The following is a 21,067-nucleotide window of genomic DNA, read 5'->3' on the forward strand; positions in this document are numbered from 1 at the left end:
CCCACATAGATTAATGTTCCCCAGCAGCAAATATCTAAAATTCTGAAAGGAGGGGTTAGTCATCATGAATCGATCGAAAGTATTTTTTAATCCTAGCGCTTTTGGTATGAAAACTTTTCGTATAGTAAAAGTTGTTGCTAAACTGAGTTCGTACAAAGTAAGGGAAAAGATAAATGTCGCCAATTCTCAATCAAGTGGCTTAGAGGAGCTTTGTATTGTATGTAAAAGAAAAGAGCCTTGCAAATGTGCTAAGCATAAGAAAAAAAAGAGAAAATTCGTGTGTCATAAAGGCAGAAAAAGGCATAAATGCAAAAAACATCACTGTAAGCGATGCCCTAGAGGGGAAAGGGGACCAGCGGGACCAGCAGGGCCACCGGGGCCAGCAGGACCAGCAGGACCAGCAGGGCCAGCGGGACCAGCAGGACCAGCAGGGCCACAAGGACCACAGGGGCCGGAAGGACCGAAAGGGCCTAAAGGACCGGAAGGACCAAAAGGGCCAAAAGGGCATGAAGGGCCAGAAGGACCAAGAGGGCCAAAAGGGCATGAAGGACCAAAAGGACCAGAAGGATCAGAAGGACCACCAGGGCCACCGGGGCCGGCAGGACCGCCGAAGCCACCAGGGCCTCCGGGACCACCAAAACCTAAACCGCCAGGGCCATCTAAACAGGAAGATAGGTCTAGCAATGATGGCTGCAAATGCTGCCATAGTACGGATGCCATGCAAAATCTTCTAAATCAACTAAAAGACAAAAAGTTGAAAGAGTTGCACACATTAGATTACTCAAACGGGAAATATTCGAATGCGAAAATTATTTCCGCCGAAAACCTTATCTTAAATTTTGTAAGTAACGGAGTAGAGCACTTCGTACCTATTCATCTAATTGCAGGCTTAGAGATTTGGGCGGGCGATTTCGACAGTAAGTTGCTGAATGATAAAGAGGACTCCGATAAAAACGAAATGGATCACTGCGAAACCTCTGCGATGATGAACTTATTCAAGCCATTAGTTGGTAAAGCGAAGGTCGACTTCAACACGTTGGCCGAACAGCTTAACGATGTCTTAAATGCGGAAATTATCGGACTTAACGAAGGCATCGTCGTATTGTCCACGCGAGATACCGTGTTTGCTGTTGCCTTAAGCAGCATTTCCGATGTATCAAATATAAAAAAAATGTGACCATAATAAATGATTATAGTCCCCTCCAGTCAACAGTGAGAAACGTTTATCGATGAAGTTAAACGCGATCCTGATGATTGGAGGGGATCTGTGTTTATATCCATGTACATCTGCCCCCTAGTGATACTAGTGGAGTTTTTAAGAGACGGGGCATTCGTTTAGTACAAACCGTTGTCGGGTACGTATATATACAGTATGCAATAACAACTAACCACTACCTGAAGGGGGAAATGATTATCATGGCATTTGATTATTCTGTGTTGATGGGCAAACAAGTAAGACTTGATCGTGGAGGTCCTGAATCTCGACAAGGTGAGATTGTTGCAGTCGGTTTTGATTATGTTGGTATTTATAATGAGAAGGATGGACTTATCTACTACAACACGAATCATCTGAAAAGCATCACACTAAACACGAAGGACTCCGTGGAGTACTTGCAGGCTGCACAGGCGCATCCAGCTACGTTGAAAATTATGGAAGCAGACAATTTTGTTGGTTTGCTGAAAGGTATGAAAAATCTTTGGTGCCAAGTTAACCGTGGAGGCCATGAAAGTGTTCAGGGCGTTTTAGCCGATACGAATGATAATTATATTACCATGGTTGTAAACCATGAATTGGTCACTATTTTTAGCTTTCATATTAAAAGCATGTCTTACGGTGTTAAAAAAGAAAATCAAGAGGAAAAAAAGGATCAAAAGGAAGAGAGTAACGAGAAAAAATAACGCATCTCTGAATCTTAATCGTAGGTGGGAGGAGGGGGAATATAGTGATCATTGTATTCCTAGCAGGATACAGTTTTTATGAAATTCTCACCCTCCCTATCATTATTAAGAATCTTGAACCGTCAACAGCCAACCTATGTGAGGTGCAGGCACATGTTTGATATGACAACTGCGGTAATCTCCTTTGTTTTTGTTACCGTTACGTTGTTGATAATTTGGAGGCCATTTGGTATTAACGAATCCATCCCAACAACCGTTGGTGCTCTGATTTTCTTGGCATTAGGAATCGTGCCTTTTGCGGATATATACCGTATTGCCTCTATTGTCAGTGGGGCCAGCATAACCATTATATCGACAATTGTAATGTCTATCGTTTTGGAGAGTATCGGGATTTTTCGATGGGCGGCAGTTAATTTGGCAGTTCGAGCAAAAGGATCCGGTCGAGCACTGTTCTGGTACATTAATATTTTATGTTTTACGATGACGATGTTTTTTAATAATGACGGCAGCATTCTAATTACAACCCCCATTATCATCCAAACCTTATCCATCCTAAACTTGAAAACCCGGCAAAAAATTCCTTACCTTATATCAGGCGCACTCATTGCAACAGGAGCCAGTGCACCAATAGGCGTCAGCAACCTAGCAAATCTTATCGCGTTAAGAACAGTAGGTTTAGACCTCAACACATACACAGCTATGATGTTTGTACCCGCAATGACAGGGATTATTACGATCGCGTATCTGCTATTCGTTTATTTTAAGCGAGAGATTCCCGTGAGAATTACATCCTTGCAGCCCTATTCTATAAACGCTATTGTACAAAATGATTCCCAAACCTTTCATCCCCTAAAGGTAGATCCGAAGGAAAAATCGTATATGGATTGGCCGCTTTTTCGTATTTGCATCTTAATTGTTATTTTGATTCGGTGCAGCTTTTTCTTGTTGACACCCCTCGGGGTAGCGACGGAATGGCCCGCTATCATAGGTGCAATTCTTCTAATCGCAATTAGGTGGAAACGTAAAGGCATTGGCCCTACTGACATTCTTGCTAAAACGCCTTGGCACATTCTAGTCTTTGCTTTTAGTATCTATGTCATTATCTACGGACTTCATAATTCAGGTCTGACTGATTTTATTGTACGGGGGCTTGGTGAGACGGTTGCCCAAAATCATTTTAATGCCATCTTTGTAATGGGTATTCTACTTACTGCCATGTCTAATTTGTTCAATAACCTGCCGTCAATCATGATTGGCACCCTATCATTGCAGAATATGGGGTTAGACACATTTACTATGCATACGGCTTATTTGGCAAATGTAATTGGTGCGGATATCGGTTCCTTACTGTTACCAATGGGTACTCTGGCTTCATTGATATGGATGCATATTCTTAGAAAACATAAGATAACACTCACCTGGAGCCAATATATAAAAGTGACAATGATGACCGTACCAATCGGTCTGTTTATAAGCCTCCTGTGTTTATATGTATGGACGGGCTGGCTATTTAAGTGAGAGGAGGTGACATTGATGGACCTTTTTCAGAAGAAGCTGGGAGCGGTTATTGATGTTGAATTGCTTGGTGATAAATGGCATACCGGCATGCTGGTAGATGCGGGGCAAGATATTCTAGTTTTATATAACGGGGAGCGCTATATATACATTCCCTCTTTCCATATTCTTAACGTCAGTATGAATACCAAAAAAAGTTCAACGGACTTCTCCGTTCTTACTGAAAAACCAATCAATAGTGACAAAATTTCGTTTAGGAAAATATTAATGAACTCCAAAGGGGTATTTACAGAAATTTTTGTTTCTGGGTATCAGCCTATACATGGTTATATTACCCACGTTATGACGAATTACTTCGAGTTTTACTCCCCCGTATATAAAACGATGTTTATACCATTAAACCATTTGAAATGGCTTATTCCGTATAATAACTATCATACGCCATACCTGTTGGACAAGAAATTTTTTCCTGTGAATCCTTCCGATTTGCCTCTATCTCGCTCCTTTGAGGAGCAACTGAAGAAGCTGGAAGGCAAAATAGTCGTTTTTGATTTGGGGAGAAGCCCCAGTAAGATAGGATTACTCAAAGAAATAGAAAACAATATTGTCCACATGATTACAGCAGAAGGCGGAACCTTTTATACGAATATTCAGCATATCAAAAGCGTCCATTCGCCGACCATGTAACTATAAAATTAGGAGGTAATGCGTATGCCTGGAGGAAAAGGGCCTGGTAAGCACGGTCATGAACACGGTGAACATAAGAATGAGAACGGAAATAAAGAACAGGAAGTAAAAGAAACCACGGGTAAAGAACAAAAAGAGGAAAAAGGTAAGGATTCAACAAAAGGGCATGAGCATAAAGAAGAAAAGGGTAAAGGCGACAAAGGTAAAGAGGAAAAAGGCAAAGGCGACAAGGGTAAAGAGGAAAAAGGTAAGGGAGATAAAGGAGGCAAGGGCAAAGAGGAAAAAGGAAAAGAAGAAAAAGGCAAAGGCAAAGGCAAGGAAGACAAGGGTAAAGAAGGCAAAGAGGGCAAAGAGGAAAAAGGTAAAGAAGATAAGGGCAAAGGTAAAGAAGATAAAGGGAAAAAATAGAATGGCTAGAATAGTTGGATGATAAACCACACTCATAAGAGGTGGTTTTTTGCTCGTTTACTTAAAAAATAAAGCAACTCCCTACAAGTGATCGTATCAAATTCAGCGAACTGCTTATAATAAACTCGCACTATCCAAAACCTACATTTCAAGGAGTGTGAACAACATGTCCGGTCACAAACAGCAAGGGCAATCCAGAAAAAACACAACCACGCGAACACAGGACCAGAGCAGCAATAAAGGTGGAAAATAACGTCGATAGTACATGAGGAGGTCGAAACATGCTCGACAATGTTGAAAGCAATTATGATTGCGCGAATGCGGGAGATGATTTGCACAATTTAATACAAGAACTGGAACAGTTCCAAGGCCCTGAAGAGCAACGTAACCGTCTTGAGAATCAGATCCAATTTATTCAGAATAAGTGCTCAATCACGCACGAACATATCCCTGAATAACAAAAAATCCATGCCTCTCTTATAGAGGCGTGGATTTTTTACTGCGTATCCATTTATGTAGGTAGCGCTCCTTAGTGATGCCTAGTTTAACCCTTCGTCATCCGATTAAGATCGGAAGTTAGCTTGTCCAACTGCAGGAAGCTTTCCAGAATGTCGCTAATCCGGCTGTCCTGTGTCGTCATGCTGGCGGACATTTCTTGGATGGATGCCATGTTCTCTTCAGTAATACCGGCGATCGTAACGATTTGCTCCGTTATTCGGGTGTACTGTTGGTGTAGTTTCTCAGCCGATTGTTCCGCGTGAGCGGATTGGCTTTCCAGATGACCGGAGTCTATCGCCAGCGCATGCATGACTTGAACGACTTTCTGAGCGGCATCACTACTGTTCGCCACGGATTGCTGCCCCTGCAATACCTGCGCAGCGGCTTGGCTTGTTTTCGAGCGGATGTCCTCGAGAATGCGTTCGATCTGCTCGGTGGATTGCTGCGACGTTTCAGCTAACTTACGGATTTCGTGAGAGACGACGCCGAAGCCTCTTCCGTGCTCGCCAGCGCGTGCCGCTTCGATGGCCGCGTTCAAGGCAAGCAAATTCGTCTGCGTCGAAATGTGCTTAATCGTTGCGACGATGTCGCTGATCCGCGAGTTCTGGCTGTCCAGCTCATTCATCAACTGAACGGACGAATCAATCGTCTCGTGGGCACTCTTCATTTGTGTCTCTAGGGACTCAGCTTCTTCACTGCCGACCTTCGTCAGTTGGGCGGAGCTAACGGAGAGATCTCTCATTTCCGTTGAGCGGTTAGCCAATGAAGTGACGGACTGCTCGATGTGCAGAATCGAATCGCTGATGTCCGTGACGCTGGAAGTCTGGGTTTCCGTGCTTGCGGTAATTTCCCCGAAGGCTAGGGTCACTTCTTTGGAGATAGTACCCGTTGCTGTCACATTCTGCTTCAGGTTGGTGCTGAATTCAGTAAGCAAGACCAGTGAAGAGGAAACGAGATGAACCAAATCCTCGGATTTGTTTTTCTCCAGAACAGCTTGCTCTCGCCTAGAAATGATGTCGTTTTGAAGATTCTCGCTGAATTTCGTAGATACGAACAGTGGCACGGCGATGAAAGCTAGGAACATGTATATAGTGATCATGTCGGTGTTGCCGAATATCTCAGTTTTATAGGGGCTTATGAAGAAGTATGCGGTAAGAGTGGCGCCCATGAGGCTGGAGAAGGCAATAGCCCTAGAGCTGCCGTATAAAGTCATAATAGCTAGATTAACGTACACGAGGAGATAAGTTGTCAAGATCGGGCCGGTCAAAAGTAATAACCACGTTAATAGCGTGATAATGGCGGATATGATATACATGATGTATGTTGAAAGCCAACGTTTGTAGGTAAGGACTGTCGCCATTGCGCAGGTCACTGTCCCGACGATGAGCAGGACCATGATCGAGTCCATGGCTGCAGCAGTCAGCAGGTCGACGGCTATGCCAAGCACCAGCATCCCCCAAAGAATATTCACAAGCAATTTGTTGCGGCGGTGCAAAGTTTCCAAATCATTCATCATCGGTTCACCTTTTCCGTATAAAGTTACGTAAAGATAATAACATAAACCGACAAATTTTTACATAAAAACAGTACCTCGAGCCCAAGAACACCGTGTTCTCGTTATTAGGGACTATCCAAGCCGAATGCCAATCTCCCAATGGTAGCCAAATGGATCTACAACGCGCCCTATGCGCCAGCCATGACCTTCATTCATCGGAGCAACCACGATTGCTCCCGCGGCTAGCGCTTGTTCGAACATAGCATCTGGATTTTCTACGGTCACGATCATTCGAAATGCACTGTGCCTTACGTATTCGGCGTTGAAATCTGGATCATCTTGCAGCCAGAAATCGGCTCCATGGATCGATAGGTTGATGATCGCGATCTGTCCGTTATCCTCTTCAAGGCGGTATAGCTCGCTCGCTCCGAATGCGGATTTGTAGAAATCGGCAGCTACAGCGACGTTGTTCACGGAAAGCCAGGGTGAAATTGTCGCCTTAAGCGGTGCGGATGAACCTTGCGTAGAATTGCTCATTTTTATGATTCCCCCAGATATAGGTATAGGCTAGTAGTGGCTGTGAGTTGTGTATCATTCTAGCTCCCAAGATGAGGAAAAACAATTATGAAGGAGAATAATAGCCCTTGAATTACGAATTCACTACGGAAGCTGAACATAAAACGAAGTCGTCTCATTCAGCACGCTTTTCGCGTACATTTTCCCCTTATGCTGCTCGACGATCGACTTTGCGATAGCTAATCCAAGGCCATACCCGCCATGTTTGCGTGAACGAGACGGATCCGCGCGGTAGAAGCGGTCGAAAATCCGCTCCAAATGCTCAGGAGGAATGCCTTCACCTGTGTTGCTCACCGTGAGCAGTGTCTCGTTATGACGTTTCTTCAAGCTAAGCGAGATAGCTCCCTTGGGATGCGTATATTTAATCGCATTGTCCAACAGAATCATAACGACTTGCTTGATTTGCTCGTTGTTACCGTGCAGAGTCAAGTTGGGCTCAATCTCATAGTCCAGCGCTATATCCTTCTCAAATACGACCGCTTCCATCGTGAGAATGACGCTCTCAATCGATTCACTCACATTGAAATCGGAGTAGATCATATTCACCCTAGAATCGTCCATTTCCGTGAGATACAGGAGATCGTTGGTGAGCGTCTTCATGCGTTCCGTTTCAGATTTGATGCGGTGCAGCCACTTCGATTGACTTTCAATCGTATCTTCGCTGTTGGCCAAAAGAACGTCCGCATTGGTATTGATGACGGCTAACGGCGTCTTCAATTCATGCGATGCATCAGCAATAAACTGCTTCTGTTTATGGAACGCTTCTCTGACCGGAGCGATGGAGCGGTTGGCGAAATATCGGCTCGTAAAGAAGATGAGAATCAGCATCACCAATCCGACGAGTGTGAACGTATACACAAGATTCGTAAGGATGCTGTGCTGAGCCGTAACGTCAAGATAGACGACGCAATACCCGGTGTCATTCTTTTGCACCATATAAGCCCACCGGTTGCCATCGAGTGTGAATTGGCCGATATCCGACCTACTGGAGGCGGCTTTCTTAATGGCAAGTTCGTAGAACGCCGTGTCCATGTCAAATCGGGAATTCGTCGCCGTGATTTCCCACTGAGTGTTAGTCTGCAGCTGGAAAGAGACCGAACGCTCTGGCGGGTTATCCGTCCCCTTCATATCTTTCTGAGGATGATCCCCACCAGGTCCAAGCTGCGGATTTCCCTTTTTTCCGTCAGGCTTAAGGTAAAATTCAGAGACGCGGTGCAGCTCCATATCGATGTCCCCCCGCACGTTCTGGTAGGTAATGAAATAGATCGTAGCGAAGGACAGGAGCATCATACAAGAGATGATAACCAGATTGACGATAAGAAATCGGTTGCGGAGCTGGCTGAACATTAAGAGGTCACCTCCAATACGTATCCGACGCCTCTAAGGGTATTTATCCGGACCGATGCTTGTAGAAATGTGAGTTTCTTCCGTAAGAAAGAGATATACACCTCCACGTTGTTATGCTCCACCTCAGAATCGAAGCCCCATAGCTTCTCGATGATCTGTTCCTTCGATGTTACCGCATTCTTTCTCGTCATTAACAGCTCTAGGAGCTCGCTTTCTTTTAAAATCAGCTTAAGTTCCTTCCCTTTGCACGTCAGTTTGAGATTTCCCGTATGCAATTCGATGTCTCCGAACTTGAATGCATCCTCCGGCACGACTTCACCCTTGCGTCTTAACGCCGCGCGTATCCGGGCTAGCAGTTCCTCCGTTGAGAACGGTTTGGCCACATAATCGTCAGCGCCATAATCCAATCCTGTAATTTTATCCGATATTTCACCCTTGGCCGTAAGCAGAATCACAGGGGTTGAGATCCCTTTGGCGCGCAGCGTCTTTAATATCGTGATACCGTCCATCTCAGGCAGCATAATGTCAAGCAATAGCAGATCATATATACCGCTTAACGCGTTATCCAGCCCAGACTGGCCATCATGAACGGCGTCAACAGAGTAATTGTGTTTTTTTAAAATTTGGGATAAAGCTTCCGCTAAATGTACCTCATCTTCTACGATTAGAATCCTCATTCTCGTTTCCCCCTTAGTGCCCTCATGATGCTTCCGAATGGCATGGCTTCATTATAGGCAGCGAACCTTTAATCAACCTTAATAGTAGCACTAGAATGAGGATTTACGAAAAAAACATAAACAATTTCACATTTAAGTTTCACTAAAGGTTCGAGGGCTAAGATACAGTCATGGAACAGCGAGCAACACGCAATAAGAACGAGAAGGAGGCACACCTGAGTGGCAATTGAAGTATTTAATCGATATGAGAATAAGTATCTGATGGATACGAAAGCTTTCTACACGATCTATAATCGACTGCTCGAATATATGGAAATGGATGCTTACAACAAGAATGATCAATTTTATTCGATCAGTAATATTTACTTCGATACCGAGCATGATTCGTTAATTCGAAATAGTCTGGCGAAACCGAAATACCGGGAAAAACTGCGAATAAGAGCTTACGGGGTTCCAGAAAAAGACGCAAAAGTGTATCTAGAGCTGAAGAAGAAGGTGTTCGGTCTCGTGAACAAGCGTAGAACGGCGCTGAAGCTGAATGAGTCGTATGAATTTGTACGAACAGGGATAGAACCCGAATTGAAGCCTTATATGAACAAGCAAGTCATCCAAGAGATCAAATATTTCTTAGGGCGATATGACTTGGAGCCGAAGGTGTATCTGGCGTATGACCGGATTGCGATGTTTTGCAAAAATAACCGAGATTTGAGGATCACGTTCGACACGAATATCCGTTCAAGACGAGTTGATCTCAAGCTGGAGAGCGGCGATCATGGGGAACAACTGATGGGCCGCGGGCAATGGCTGATGGAAGTGAAGGCGGAGAAAACGATCCCGCTCTGGCTGTCCAAGATGCTGTCTGAGCTTCAGATGTTTCGGACTAGCTTCTCGAAGTACGGCAATGAGTACAAGAAAATGCGAATGAATCAACAAATAGCGGGGGAGAGAATCCAAGTATGATCGATTCTATTTTTGCACAAGTCACAGCAGGCACAGAATTAACGCTAACGAATGCACTTTTAACCATTATCATTGCCATTGCGCTAGGCGCTATCATTAGCTTCACCTATATGAAGACGCAAACGGGTTATACGCAGAGCTTTACGCTTACGATGATCGTCTTACCCGTCATTGTGGCCATTATTATCCTACTGATCGGAAGCAACATTGCGAGAGCCTTCAGTCTAGCCGGCGCCTTCTCCATCATTCGGTTCCGAAGTAGCCCGGGCGATCCGAAGGATATCTCGTTCGTCCTGTTCACAATGGCTGCTGGACTTGCCTGTGGGGTTGGATCGTTTGGGTACGCAGTACTTTTCACACTTATCCTTTGTGCATTGATGTTTGTTTTGAAAGTTACGAATTTTGGTGCCAAGAAAGCAACACAAAAGCTGCTAAAAGTGACGATTCCAGAGAATCTAGGCTACGAGGAAGCATTTGACGAGATTTTCAAGACGTTTGGCATTGCTTATGAATTGAAAAAGGTAAGAACAACCGAGCTAGGCAGTCTATATGAACTCGTCTACATGGTTACCATCGATCATCTCACGAGTCAAAAGGAATTCCTGGACGCGATCAGATGCAGAAATGGGAATTTAGACATCACGTTAACGATGAGTCCCACCACATCCGAATACTAAAATCCGAAAATGAGAGAGGAAGTAATCCCAATGAAAAAACCGTTAAATATGAAAGGCGCAGGTGTCCTACTATTATGTGCAGTTGTCTTAGCAGCATGCAACGAAACGACTGAAACAACTTCCAATACAGAGGCAACACCAGCTGCGGCGACGACAACGAGTGGAACGGCTGCTTCAAGTGGAAAAGTAACGACCACGGACATCATCAAGAAGGTCGAATATGCAGCTGATGATGCCTACACAGACTGGGCTTCGGCGAATCCGACGAAGATTGCACTGACAGGAGCTAGTGCAACGATTGAGGGGAAGGGTGCAGAGGCGAAGGACGGTAAGATTACCATTACAACGGCTGGAACTTATGTGGTTAGCGGTAAATTGAACGATGGTCAAATAATCGTCAACGTAAAAGATAAAGGAGTGGTCCGTATCGTCTTGAACGGCGCTGAAATTTCGAATAGCACGAGTTCAGCTATCTATGTCGAAGAAGCGGGCAAGACGATCATCAGCTTACAAGAGGGCACAGAGAACCTAGTCTCTGACGGAACCAAGTATGTATATCCCGATGCTGCAACAGACGAGCCTAACTCGGCCATCTTCAGCAAGGATGATCTGACCATTAACGGAACCGGAAAGCTCGTCGTAAAAGGGAACTACAACAATGGGATTACCAGCAAGGATAAGCTGAGAATAACAGGAGGCAACCTTGATATTCATGCAGTTGATGATGGTATCATGGGCCGCGATTTAGCAGCTGTCCAAGCGGGCACGCTGACCATCGATGCAGGCGGACATGGTATCAAAACATCCAACGATAAAGAGGGCTCCGAAGGCTACATCAGTCTTGCAGGCGGTTCGTTCACGATCAAATCGGGCGAAGATGCGCTGCATAGCAGCGGCGGCCTTGACGTAAGCGGCGGGGATCTTCACATTAATGCTGGCGACGATGGCATTCACGCCGAGGTATCGCTTGCGATCGCAGGAGGCACAATCGATATTGCCCAAAGCAATGAAGGGATCGAGGCGCCAGCGGTTGTGATCTCAGGCGGTAAAACTAACGTTGTCGCTAGTGACGACGGTGTGAATATCTCCAGCGGAGACGCCGAATCTGCTGGCGGCGGCGCACCTGGTGGAGGCGGCCCTGGCGGCGCTCCAGGCGAATCCGGCGCGAATTCAACCAACATGCTGACGATTACCGGCGGCTTCTTAACCGTCGACTCGAAAGGTGACGGATTGGACTCGAACGGCTCCATCACGATGAGCGGCGGAACGGTGATCGTCAACGGTCCGACCGAGAACAACAACGGCTCTCTCGACTACGATGGCACGTTCGTGATGACAGGCGGTTTCCTCGTCGCAGCGGGAAGCTCGGGCATGGTGCAAGCCACATCCGACAAGTCGACGCAAGCTGGCATCTTGATGACGTACACGAAGACCCAGCAAGCGGGCGCGCTGGTTCATCTCGAAGATAGCGCAGGCAACACGATCATCACATTTGCGCCATCGAAGAACTATCAGTCCGTGTTCGTCAGCTCACCGAACTTGAAGCAGGACACCTCGTATACGATTAGCTCGGGAGGATCCTCGACAGGCACCGCCACGAAAGGTCTTTATGACGGCGGCACATACCAAGGCGGGACGAAGGTCGTCGACTTCAAGACGTCGACACTCATCACGTGGTTATCCGAAACAGGCGTAACCGCGGCTAGAAGTGGGATGATGGGTGGCCCCGGTGGCGGAGGCCCTGGCGGTCAGGGCGGTGGCGGTCAACGTCCGCAAAGAGCGCAGTAAACCTAGCTAAGAGAGATTTTGCAGCATAAGATCGCAAATCGCATGGATCAGGGCACCCGATAGGGTGCCCTTTTTCCTAAAAAAGACAGCTTTCCATAAGTGTATTTATTAAATTATTATGACTAATAAAAGGAAATAAGTAGTTATTGTAGAACTTTGTAGAATACGAAATAATTGAGGGTGAGATACGCCGAGTACGGTGATGAATAGTCGAAAAACAGAGCATATTTTCCGGAAGCGGGGTTTGATAAATGTTTAAAGAACAAATGAGATATTCTCGTCTTGCTCATCTCACCAAACTGATCAATACCAAGCTGGAGTTGCGTGAAGTCCTGCAGCACGTGACGACAGCGATATCAGAAGAAATCGTTTCATGTAATTCGGTTGGGATCTATTTACCCCAAGAGGATGGAACCTTCAGGGGATATGTAGGCAAACCGCAGGTTATTAATGGCTGGACGCTGGATATGCATGTCATTGATATGGAAGTAGACTTACTTGCCAAAGAAGTCGTCGAAACCAAGAAAGCCATCTATATCCCAGATACGTCGAAAGATAATCGTCCCGATCCTAGGGCGGTAGAAGGATTTCAAATTAAGTCGTTATTAGTTCTTCCCATCTCCTTTGAGCAAGAATTATTTGGGCTTGTTTTCCTATTCGATTATGGCATTCCCATGAATCTGACAGAGTCGGAAATTCAAACTGTCGAGGCTTATGTGAACATGGCTGCCGTTGCGATACAAAACGCGAAGAATTTAACGTCGAAAGAAAATCTTATTGCGGAAAAGCAGTTGCTGCTTGATGTGACGAGTGATTTGGCGATGTGCTCCACGATGCAAGAAAGTTTAGATAGCTGCTTTTTCTACTTAGGGAAGGTGTTGAACAACTCTAATATTGGTGTTCATTTATTAGACCCCATCACAAAAAGGAAAATAAGACCCGCGAAGTTAAGTAAGGATAGTGACTGGACCGAGGAAGACTGGATGAAGCAACACGGCAAAATCCGAATCGATGAAAGCAATGATCCTGTGCTCCAAGAAGTCGTTCGGACGAAAAAAGCCGTACTCATTCCAGATGTGTTCGCGGACGAACGACCTAACCATGATCTTTGCCGTAATTTTGGAATAAAAAGCATATTTATGCTTCCCATGGTTTCGATGGGTGAGGTCTTGGGTGTCATTCCGGTTGTGGAGCTGGATGAAGTAAATCGCGTATATTCGATCGCGAAGATGCAGCTTGCCCAATCCATTGTGGATGCCACAGCCTCGACACTATCCAACTTATTATATATGGAAAAACAAGAGATCATTATCGAAGAGCGCACTTCCGAAATTACGGTGAAAAATAAAGAGCTCGAGAGAGTTGTCACGGAATTACAACAGCTTAGTCGGGAGAAGGAATTAATTCTCAACTCCGCAGGTGAAGGGATATTTGGTTTAGATCTGGACCGCAATATTACGTTTTGTAATCCTGCAGGGGCTACCATGCTTGGCTATAGCACAAAAGGTGAATTAATCGGTCAGAAATCCAGCCTTATTTTCAATGGGAAGGATTGGGGCAGCCAAGATTATGCTTCGCCTGCTTTTGATAGTAATTGGAACATCTATGATAAGGATAGTCGTTTTTATCGCAATGATAATACAAGCTTTCCAGTCGAGTTCGTCATTTCCTCCATCCGTGAAGGCAATGAGATTGTAGGGGAAGTTGTCACCTTCAAGGACATTACGCAGCGGAAGCAAATGGAAGAAGAAATTAAATACCATGCTTATTTTGATAGCGTAACTGAGCTGCCTAACCGAATTCTCTTGAAGGATCGACTGAATCAAGGCATTGCTTGTGCGCAGCAAAAGGGTGAAAAGCTGGCCGTTCTCTACTTGGATTTGGATCGGTTCAAGTTCATCAATGATTCCTTAGGCCATAGCTTTGGCGATGATTTATTACGGGATGTGGCGAAGCGCTTAAGCTTATGTGTGCCGAAGGGAGCGACGGTATCCAGGCAAGGCGGCGATGAATTCACCATCGTTTTACCACAAATTCAGGGTGAAGCTGAAGTACTAGAGGTTATTCAACTGGTTGTGGACTCGTTTACAGATCCATTCCAGCTAATGGAGAACGAAATTTATATAAAAGCCAGTATTGGGATTAGTCTCTATCCAGATAATGGCGATACGACAGAAATATTAATTAAAAACGCCGATACCGCGATGTACAAATCCAAAGAGATCTCGGGGAATAGTTATCATTTCTTCACTGAAGGGATGGATACACGAACATTTGAGAGTGTTAAACTCGAGAATGACTTATACCGAGCTTTGGATCAGAAGGAACTCATTCTCTATTATCAACCGCAAATTAACTATATAACGAATCAAATTGTGGGCGTAGAGGCGCTGCTGCGATGGAATCATCCGAAGAAAGGCATGGTTGCACCCGATGAGTTCATTCCAATTGCAGAAGAAACAGCCCTCATTGTGCCTATTGGCGAGTGGGTATTGAAGGAGGCTTGTCGCCAATTAAAGGAGTGGCAGAATTTAGGCTATCCTTTGATCAATATGGCGGTTAATTTATCAGCACGTCAGTTTGAGCAGAACAATTTATTTGAAATGGTCAAAAACGTTCTGCAGGAAGCCGATATGTCCCCTGAGTATTTGCATTTGGAGCTTACCGAAAATTTAATTATTAAGAACAAAGATCTGACCTTACAAACGATGAAGGATTTAAAAGGGTTAGGTATCAAAATCGCGATAGATGACTTTGGGACAGGCTATTCCTCCCTAGGTTACTTGAAAAGCTTGCCGATCGATACGCTGAAAATTGACAAGTCATTCCTCCAGGATATTACTAACGATGAGAAAAATGAAGCCATTACCAACACCATTATTACTTTGGCTCAAAATTTAAATCTTAGCGTTATTGCTGAAGGTGTTGAGACCAATCAACATGCACAATTCCTATCCGCTCGAAACTGTTATTTGATGCAGGGCTATTATTTCAGTCGACCTATGAATGCAGAAGATATAGCAGAGAATTTCCTTGCAAAATTCGTTCAATTCTAGTTATGGAGGGTTTTAACGATGAAAGCAGCTCGTGCAGTATTAGAGTTTTTAAAAGGAAGTGGCGTTAAGCATATTTTTGGTATTCCGGCAGGTTCTGTGAATGGTTTTTTTGATCAGCTTTACGAAATGCCAGAAATCGAAGCGGTTATCACCAAGCATGAAGGTGCTGCAGCCTACATGGCAGCGGCTTATGCCAAATATGCGGGCCAGATGAGTGTTAGTATCGGGTGCAGTGGGCCCGGGGGGGCGAACCTGGTTACAGGGGCGGCTAATGCGATGCGCGAGCATCTGCCTGTTTTATTCCTAACAGGCGCTGTACCTGTGAATACAATGGGCTTGAACGCTTCCCAAGAATTAGATCTCGTACCCGTTTTTAGCCCCGTTACGAAATATAGCGTGATGGTGAAAGACGGTAAGGATTTACTTCGTGAAGTGGTCAAAGCCAGTCAAATCGCGATATCTGGTGTGCCAGGTCCTGTTCACATTGCCATTCCAATCGATGTACAGCACGCGGAGGTAGGGAACCCAGAGATCCCGGTACTCGCTGAAAGAAAGCCGATTCTACCTGAACTAGAAACCATCCAATCGGTGGCAAAGCAATTATTTCAGCGGGGAGATGGCTGTATCCTAGTTGGGCAAGGCGTTAGAGGCTCCGTCGATTCATTAATCGAGCTGGCCGAAATGCTCAATTGGCCGATCCTTACAACGCCGCAAGCCAAAGGCTACATCCCAGAGGATCATCCTCTGTTAGTAGGCGTGTTTGGCTTCGCAGGACATGAAGCGGCCTCGTCCTTGATTGCTGAAGGAACAGGAAATTCTTTGCTAATCGTGGGTTCAAGTTTGGGCGAAACCGCTACGAATAACTATAATGAGAACCTGACGAAAGGTCGGTTCACGGTCCAACTTGATTTCGACCAGACCGTATTTAATCGGAAATATAAGATTGATATTCCTGTGCTAGGCGATATTCATTTGGCTTTATTGATGATTATTGAAGAATTGAGAGTCATGGGCGTAACCCGGGGAAGCTCACATCTGGTCTTTGAAGAGAATGAGTTTTCTGTCAAGGAGAACGAGGAATACAATACGAAGAATGTGCTGCTGAATATTCAAAAGTGCATGCCTTCAAATACGCGATATACCGTTGATATTGGTGAATTTATGTCCTATGTCATCCATCATATGAAGGTTCTGGATTATGATTCTTACGCGATAAATGTGCATTTTGGTGCGATGGGTGTGGGGATTAGCTCAGCCATCGGCTCCAAATTAGCGGAACCTGATCGTCCTGTCGTATGTATCACAGGGGATGGTTGCTTTTTCATGCATGGCATGGAAATTTTGACAGCCAAAGAGCAGGGCTTGCCCATTCTGTTTATTGTCATGAACAATGCCCGCTTAGGTATGGTGTATCATGGACATTCGTTACAATTTAAACGCACGCATCCATCCTTCGAGCAGGAACCCGTTCATATTGCGGCAATGGCTGCCGCGATGGGCATTCCAAGCTTTCGAGTTAACCATATGGATGAGATCCAATCTGAGGTCATCCAAGGGTTACTAAATGCCAATGGACCTACCATCCTGGAAGTCGCCTTGCAAGACAACAATACGCCCCCAATGGGGGATCGCGTTAAGTTTTTATCTTCTTTTGGGAAATAATCAGCTAGTTAAGTGTGCGTAGGAATGTTGAATAATTTTCCTTATTGCCATAATTGTTTGTCCCTTGAAGGCATCTGAAACAGCTTCGCCGGTCGGATTCGCATAATAATAGCCTCCAAATTTCTCCTCATAGTCGAACCCCAACGGAAGTAATTCGTTAATTAAATCAAGTGGCAGTGTATTGGAGCCGGTTTGTTCAGCAAAGTAGGGTGTTGTCACAATTCGCACATCCACATCTCCGGCTCCGGTATGAATGACAAATAAGTCTTTCGGGTGCTGAAGCATCCAGTGGCCTTTGGAGAACAAGGAAAATTGCGCGTCTTCTAAGGCGGAGAGGGCATCCAAATTGATACCTAGTGTCTGATTAAATAGGCGGCGAATGCCTGAGCCTGTGACATCATTGCCAGCTTGTGCTAAGTACGCATCCGTGGCTGTTTTAGGTGATGTTGGCAAATCAGAAACGGACTCGACATCGAACTTAAAGACTTGATGAATAATGGCGAAAATGGCAGAGGTGCTAATTTCTTTGTCGTAGGCATTCATAAGCTTGTCCATGGCTTCTGCCTTTGTCATGACATCATTTCGAACATCCATCTATACATAACCCCCATCAGAAAAAAGTTTATAGGATAATTATACGGTGAATGGATGATTTTGACAAAATAAGACCAGGCCTTGTGGAGGTTCTGGTCTTTTTTGCGTTGTCTCTCTTTTTTTCGCTAAAAACCAACAAATCTCGCGTCAAGTTTGATAACATAGAAGATGCAGCATGAACGAAGAATCCTGCACGGAGGCCAATAGCTATGAGTTATAATGCGTATTTATCCGTAATGTTAATAGCAGCTACCTGCTGTTCATTGGTGATCATGTACCTCTGTTGGAAACGAAGAGAGCTTCCTATTGCGATCAGCTACGGCTTGGGCGTGTTAACGGGTGCGTTCTACACATTCGGTTATGCCTTTGAAGTGGTTAGTACCAAATTAGAAGAAATACGTTTCTGGCTGCGAATTGAATATATTGGCATTCCGTTTGGCACAATACTTTGGTTTATTCTCGTTCTACAGTACACAGGGCGACGAAGGTTTGTCAGCAAATGGGTTGTTGCACTGCTCATGATTGTTCCTATGATCACATTTATTTCTCATAATACGAATGAGTGGCATCATTTATTTTATAAAAGTATGAGCTTAAATTACTCCGAAGGCTTTCCACTCGTTACCTTGGTAAAAGGACCCCTATACAAGCTTCATGTGGCTTACTCGTATTCATTTTTTGTCGTAGGTATGGGTATGTTAATCCAAATGTTCCGCAAAGCAACCCCAAGAATGAGGAAACAAATCGCTTTTATGATTATTGGGTCATGGGGGCCGTACGGCTTTACATTGGTCTATTTAAGCGGCATCATTTACATGCCTATTGATATTTCGCCATTCGGATTTATTTTCTCAGGCATCTTCTTCCTCTGGGGGATCTATCAATTCAATATGCTAAGAATAGCTCCTCTAGCTCTGCAAAAGGTGTTCGCTTCGATGCAGGATGCGGTTATGGTGTTTGATTTAGATAACACACTGACAAGTTTTAATCAATCCGCCAAACGCGTCATAGAAGGCATTCATCCGAATTGGATTGGGCAGCCCGCAGGTTATGTTTTCACCCAATATCCTGTGTTGCTTGAGCGAATTCTACAAGGCCCCACTATGGAAAGCAAAATTCAGATTTCCGGTCCAGCGGATACGCGATTTTACAATGTTCATATGTCCTATATTAGTGATCATTCGCAAAAGCCTGCCGGTAAAATGCTCCTGTTAAGTGATGTGACGGAGATGGTGCGCTCAGAGGAGATTCTGCGTGATAACGCCAAACAATTGAGTGAGCTCAACACATTTAAGGATAAAATGTTTAATGTCGTTGCGCATGATATTCGTGACCCCTTGGCCGTTCTCGTTAATTTGATGGACATCATGGAAGATGAGATGGCAGATAGCGGCGGGGAGCATGAGGAAATTGTTCGTGAAATGAGCCAGCAAATTCAGAATACGTTTACCTTAGTTGAAAGCTTACTGGATTGGTTCCGGAGCCAGAGGGGCGGAATGATGTTTAATCCAGCCGTTCGAGATCTAGCTTACGTGGTTCAGACCAATTTGCGCTTGCTGCAAGTTCGAAGTGAGAGTAAGCAGCTTGAGGTTATTGCAGAAATTCCACCCGATACGTTCGTTTATGCAGATAAAGAGATGCTCGATCTCATTATTCGAAACTTGTTATCCAATGCGATTAAGTTTACGACTGTCGGAGGCACGATTCGCCTACAAGCAGCTCGAAGAGCGGATGAAATGGTGGTTTCGGTAAGCGATACAGGGAAAGGGATGACGCCTGCTCAGGCCGATACGTTGTTAAAGGAGGCCTATCCGGTTTCTTTGGCGGGAACGGCTGGAGAGCGAGGTATCGGTCTAGGGCTTACGTTATGCAAGGAGTTTGTTCGTTTAAATGGCGGAGAAATTTGGTTTGAGAGTGCACCTATGCACGGAACCACATTCTATTTCTCAATGCCAACACCTCCGCAAACCACATTCCAACGATTAGGTAGCATGGTAGGAGGTGTCAGATGAAGGTAATTCTGATCGATGACGAAAAAGCAATGCATTTGATCCTGAAACGTATGCTAGCGAAAGTGAAGGATGTCGAGATCGTAGGAAGTTTCATGGAAACCGAGTCCGCGTATACCTATTTAATGAGCCACGAGGTGGATTTGGTCTTTGTCGATATTAGTATGCCGAGGGAGAATGGCCTTGCGTTTGCTGAGCGATTACGGGAGAGCGGCAGAGGAACGAAGATTGTCTTCCTTACATCGCATAAGGAGTATGCGCTCGATGCTTTCGATGTCTATGCCTTCGACTACATGGTGAAGCCTGTGGTGCAAGAGCGATTGCTCAAAACGGTACAACGCGCATTGGCGAAAGAGCCCTCAAATCCCCAGCGCAAAGCGGAGCTGGAGCCAGCGATGGATGAAGTAAGATTCATTTGCTTAGGTGGCATCGATATTCAAAGCAAGAATGGGATAAGAGCCAAATGGAAATCGAGCAAAAGCTCAGAGCTCTTCGGCTATCTGCTTCTGCATAAAGGGCGATTAGTCACGCGAGCAAGGCTGATTGAAGATGTGTTCGGCGATATGCCGCAGAAGAATGCGGAAATTTACTTAAATACGACCGTGTACCAACTTCGGAAGGTATTAAGCACTTTTGGACTTAGGGAGAGTCTGTACTCGGACAGCAACCATTACGCACTTAGCTTGAATGAGGCGCAGGTTGATCTGCTCCATTTCGAAAATGGCTGCAAACAACTTTCTGCCATAGATGAGACCCAGATCGAGCAGGCGGTCGAGCTAGAACAGCTGTACGTGGGTGATGTGTTCGGCGAGCGGGCCTTCCCATGGGCATGGAGTGAAGTGGAGCGCGTATCATTGCTATATGCAGCGTTTGCGCAGCGATTGTGTGCCGCTTGGCTGCACAAAGGGGAGGCTCACGCGGCCGTTCATTTAGCAACTAAGCTTATGTCGCGCAACGAGCTGGACGAAAAGTCTTTTATGCTGCTGATGCGGGCTTTGGCGCAACAGGAGAGCAGAGATGCGTTGACGCAGCGATACATACAGTACGCGCAGACGTTACAACAGGAACTCGGCACACGGCCATCTCGTGAGGCTGAGGAGTTGTATAGGAAGTTGCTTGCGGGAATGAGTTTATAAGAGATTAGATGCGAGGGCTCTAAGGAATTAGGGCTCTTTTTGCAGTCGAAGTTTGTCATTTTGCCGTCATTAGCGTTGGATAT

General features: G+C 45.2%; 18 protein-coding genes. 13 read left to right on the forward strand and 5 right to left on the reverse strand.

The features are described 5' to 3' along the window. Positions 1-64: 64 nt before the first annotated feature. From AC58P7_RS28880 to AC58P7_RS28905, 6 genes are all read left to right on the forward strand, one after another. Positions 65-1,177, forward strand: a complete 1,113-nt coding sequence (locus AC58P7_RS28880; RefSeq protein WP_497349204.1) for a collagen-like triple helix repeat-containing protein — start codon at positions 65-67, stop codon at positions 1,175-1,177. A 239-nt stretch (positions 1,178-1,416) separates the two neighbouring features. Continuing rightward, a complete protein-coding gene (locus AC58P7_RS28885) occupies positions 1,417-1,899 on the forward strand; it encodes a hypothetical protein (RefSeq protein ID WP_497349206.1) in 483 nt (160 codons plus the stop codon). Positions 1,900-2,052: 153 nt separating this feature from the next. Further along, a complete protein-coding gene (locus AC58P7_RS28890; protein WP_497349208.1) occupies positions 2,053-3,417 on the forward strand; it encodes an arsenic transporter in 1,365 nt (454 codons plus the stop codon). Positions 3,418-3,432: 15 nt separating this feature from the next. Continuing rightward, entirely contained in the window at positions 3,433-4,101 is a 669-nt protein-coding gene (locus AC58P7_RS28895; RefSeq protein WP_497349210.1) for a YwrJ family protein, read from the forward strand. 24 nt (positions 4,102-4,125) lie between these two features. Further along, a complete protein-coding gene (locus AC58P7_RS28900) occupies positions 4,126-4,509 on the forward strand; it encodes a hypothetical protein (protein WP_497349212.1) in 384 nt (127 codons plus the stop codon). Between the two features lie 281 nt (positions 4,510-4,790). After that, on the forward strand, positions 4,791-4,967 hold the full coding sequence (locus tag AC58P7_RS28905; RefSeq protein WP_497349214.1) for a DUF2524 domain-containing protein: 177 nt from the start codon (positions 4,791-4,793) through the stop codon (positions 4,965-4,967). Between the two features lie 86 nt (positions 4,968-5,053). On the opposite strand, the gene AC58P7_RS28910 is transcribed toward AC58P7_RS28905, so the two are convergent. The 4 genes from AC58P7_RS28910 to AC58P7_RS28925 all read right to left on the reverse strand — a co-directional run bounded on the left by AC58P7_RS28910 (position 5,054) and on the right by AC58P7_RS28925 (position 9,102). Beyond that, the gene (locus AC58P7_RS28910) at positions 5,054-6,520 is read right to left on the reverse strand and encodes a methyl-accepting chemotaxis protein (protein ID WP_497349216.1); all 1,467 of its coding nucleotides are present in this window, start codon (positions 6,518-6,520) and stop codon (positions 5,054-5,056) included. 114 nt (positions 6,521-6,634) lie between these two features. After that, entirely contained in the window at positions 6,635-7,039 is a 405-nt protein-coding gene (locus AC58P7_RS28915; protein WP_497349218.1) for a VOC family protein, read from the reverse strand. A 123-nt stretch (positions 7,040-7,162) separates the two neighbouring features. After that, positions 7,163-8,425, reverse strand: coding sequence for a sensor histidine kinase (locus tag AC58P7_RS28920; protein ID WP_497349220.1), 1,263 nt, complete (start codon positions 8,423-8,425; stop codon positions 7,163-7,165). Beyond that, on the reverse strand, positions 8,425-9,102 hold the full coding sequence (locus tag AC58P7_RS28925) for a response regulator transcription factor (RefSeq protein WP_497349222.1): 678 nt from the start codon (positions 9,100-9,102) through the stop codon (positions 8,425-8,427). The genes AC58P7_RS28920 and AC58P7_RS28925 overlap by 1 nt, the downstream gene beginning before the upstream one ends. A 219-nt stretch (positions 9,103-9,321) precedes the next feature. On the opposite strand from AC58P7_RS28925, the gene AC58P7_RS28930 reads away from it, so the two are divergent. From AC58P7_RS28930 to AC58P7_RS28950, 5 genes are all read left to right on the forward strand, one after another. Further along, a complete protein-coding gene (locus AC58P7_RS28930) occupies positions 9,322-10,062 on the forward strand; it encodes a polyphosphate polymerase domain-containing protein (RefSeq protein ID WP_497349224.1) in 741 nt (246 codons plus the stop codon). Continuing rightward, the gene (locus AC58P7_RS28935) at positions 10,059-10,739 is read left to right on the forward strand and encodes a DUF4956 domain-containing protein (protein ID WP_497349226.1); all 681 of its coding nucleotides are present in this window, start codon (positions 10,059-10,061) and stop codon (positions 10,737-10,739) included. Before AC58P7_RS28930 ends, AC58P7_RS28935 begins: the two co-directional genes overlap by 4 nt. A 30-nt stretch (positions 10,740-10,769) precedes the next feature. Then, positions 10,770-12,527 (forward strand): carbohydrate-binding domain-containing protein, encoded by a 1,758-nt coding sequence (locus AC58P7_RS28940; protein WP_497349228.1) that lies wholly within the window; start codon positions 10,770-10,772, stop codon positions 12,525-12,527. A 251-nt stretch (positions 12,528-12,778) separates the two neighbouring features. Next, positions 12,779-15,583, forward strand: coding sequence for a bifunctional diguanylate cyclase/phosphodiesterase (locus AC58P7_RS28945; protein ID WP_497349230.1), 2,805 nt, complete (start codon positions 12,779-12,781; stop codon positions 15,581-15,583). An 18-nt stretch (positions 15,584-15,601) separates the two neighbouring features. Next, entirely contained in the window at positions 15,602-17,245 is a 1,644-nt protein-coding gene (locus AC58P7_RS28950) for a thiamine pyrophosphate-binding protein (protein ID WP_497349232.1), read from the forward strand. On the opposite strand, the gene AC58P7_RS28955 is transcribed toward AC58P7_RS28950, so the two are convergent. Continuing rightward, on the reverse strand, positions 17,246-17,839 hold the full coding sequence (locus AC58P7_RS28955) for a hypothetical protein (protein WP_497349234.1): 594 nt from the start codon (positions 17,837-17,839) through the stop codon (positions 17,246-17,248). A 209-nt stretch (positions 17,840-18,048) separates the two neighbouring features. Between AC58P7_RS28955 and AC58P7_RS28960 the strand changes: the two genes are divergently transcribed. Then, positions 18,049-19,851, forward strand: coding sequence for a sensor histidine kinase (locus tag AC58P7_RS28960; RefSeq protein ID WP_497349236.1), 1,803 nt, complete (start codon positions 18,049-18,051; stop codon positions 19,849-19,851). After that, positions 19,848-20,984: a response regulator gene (locus tag AC58P7_RS28965; protein ID WP_497349238.1), complete on the forward strand. Its 1,137-nt coding sequence runs from the start codon at positions 19,848-19,850 to the stop codon at positions 20,982-20,984. The genes AC58P7_RS28960 and AC58P7_RS28965 overlap by 4 nt, the downstream gene beginning before the upstream one ends. Positions 20,985-21,067: the final 83 nt, after the last annotated feature.

The organism is Paenibacillus sp. J22FR5, from assembly GCF_059691975.1.

Bases quoted from the DNA above. Each gene is read 5' to 3' on its own strand.
- AC58P7_RS28935 (WP_497349226.1), top strand. From the start codon at position 10,059: ATGATCGATTCTATTTTTGCACAAGTCACAGCAGGCACAGAATTAACG.
- AC58P7_RS28910 (WP_497349216.1), bottom strand. From the start codon at position 6,520: ATGAATGATTTGGAAACTTTGCACCGCCGCAACAAATTGCTTGTGAAT.
- AC58P7_RS28895 (WP_497349210.1), top strand. From the start codon at position 3,433: ATGGACCTTTTTCAGAAGAAGCTGGGAGCGGTTATTGATGTTGAATTG.
- AC58P7_RS28885 (WP_497349206.1), top strand. From the start codon at position 1,417: ATGGCATTTGATTATTCTGTGTTGATGGGCAAACAAGTAAGACTTGAT.
- AC58P7_RS28960 (WP_497349236.1), top strand. From the start codon at position 18,049: ATGAGTTATAATGCGTATTTATCCGTAATGTTAATAGCAGCTACCTGC.
- AC58P7_RS28940 (WP_497349228.1), top strand. From the start codon at position 10,770: ATGAAAAAACCGTTAAATATGAAAGGCGCAGGTGTCCTACTATTATGT.
- AC58P7_RS28890 (WP_497349208.1), top strand. From the start codon at position 2,053: ATGTTTGATATGACAACTGCGGTAATCTCCTTTGTTTTTGTTACCGTT.
- AC58P7_RS28920 (WP_497349220.1), bottom strand. From the start codon at position 8,425: ATGTTCAGCCAGCTCCGCAACCGATTTCTTATCGTCAATCTGGTTATC.
- AC58P7_RS28950 (WP_497349232.1), top strand. From the start codon at position 15,602: ATGAAAGCAGCTCGTGCAGTATTAGAGTTTTTAAAAGGAAGTGGCGTT.
- AC58P7_RS28900 (WP_497349212.1), top strand. From the start codon at position 4,126: ATGCCTGGAGGAAAAGGGCCTGGTAAGCACGGTCATGAACACGGTGAA.
- AC58P7_RS28915 (WP_497349218.1), bottom strand. From the start codon at position 7,039: ATGAGCAATTCTACGCAAGGTTCATCCGCACCGCTTAAGGCGACAATT.
- AC58P7_RS28965 (WP_497349238.1), top strand. From the start codon at position 19,848: ATGAAGGTAATTCTGATCGATGACGAAAAAGCAATGCATTTGATCCTG.
- AC58P7_RS28925 (WP_497349222.1), bottom strand. From the start codon at position 9,102: ATGAGGATTCTAATCGTAGAAGATGAGGTACATTTAGCGGAAGCTTTA.
- AC58P7_RS28955 (WP_497349234.1), bottom strand. From the start codon at position 17,839: ATGGATGTTCGAAATGATGTCATGACAAAGGCAGAAGCCATGGACAAG.
- AC58P7_RS28905 (WP_497349214.1), top strand. From the start codon at position 4,791: ATGCTCGACAATGTTGAAAGCAATTATGATTGCGCGAATGCGGGAGAT.
- AC58P7_RS28945 (WP_497349230.1), top strand. From the start codon at position 12,779: ATGTTTAAAGAACAAATGAGATATTCTCGTCTTGCTCATCTCACCAAA.
- AC58P7_RS28880 (WP_497349204.1), top strand. From the start codon at position 65: ATGAATCGATCGAAAGTATTTTTTAATCCTAGCGCTTTTGGTATGAAA.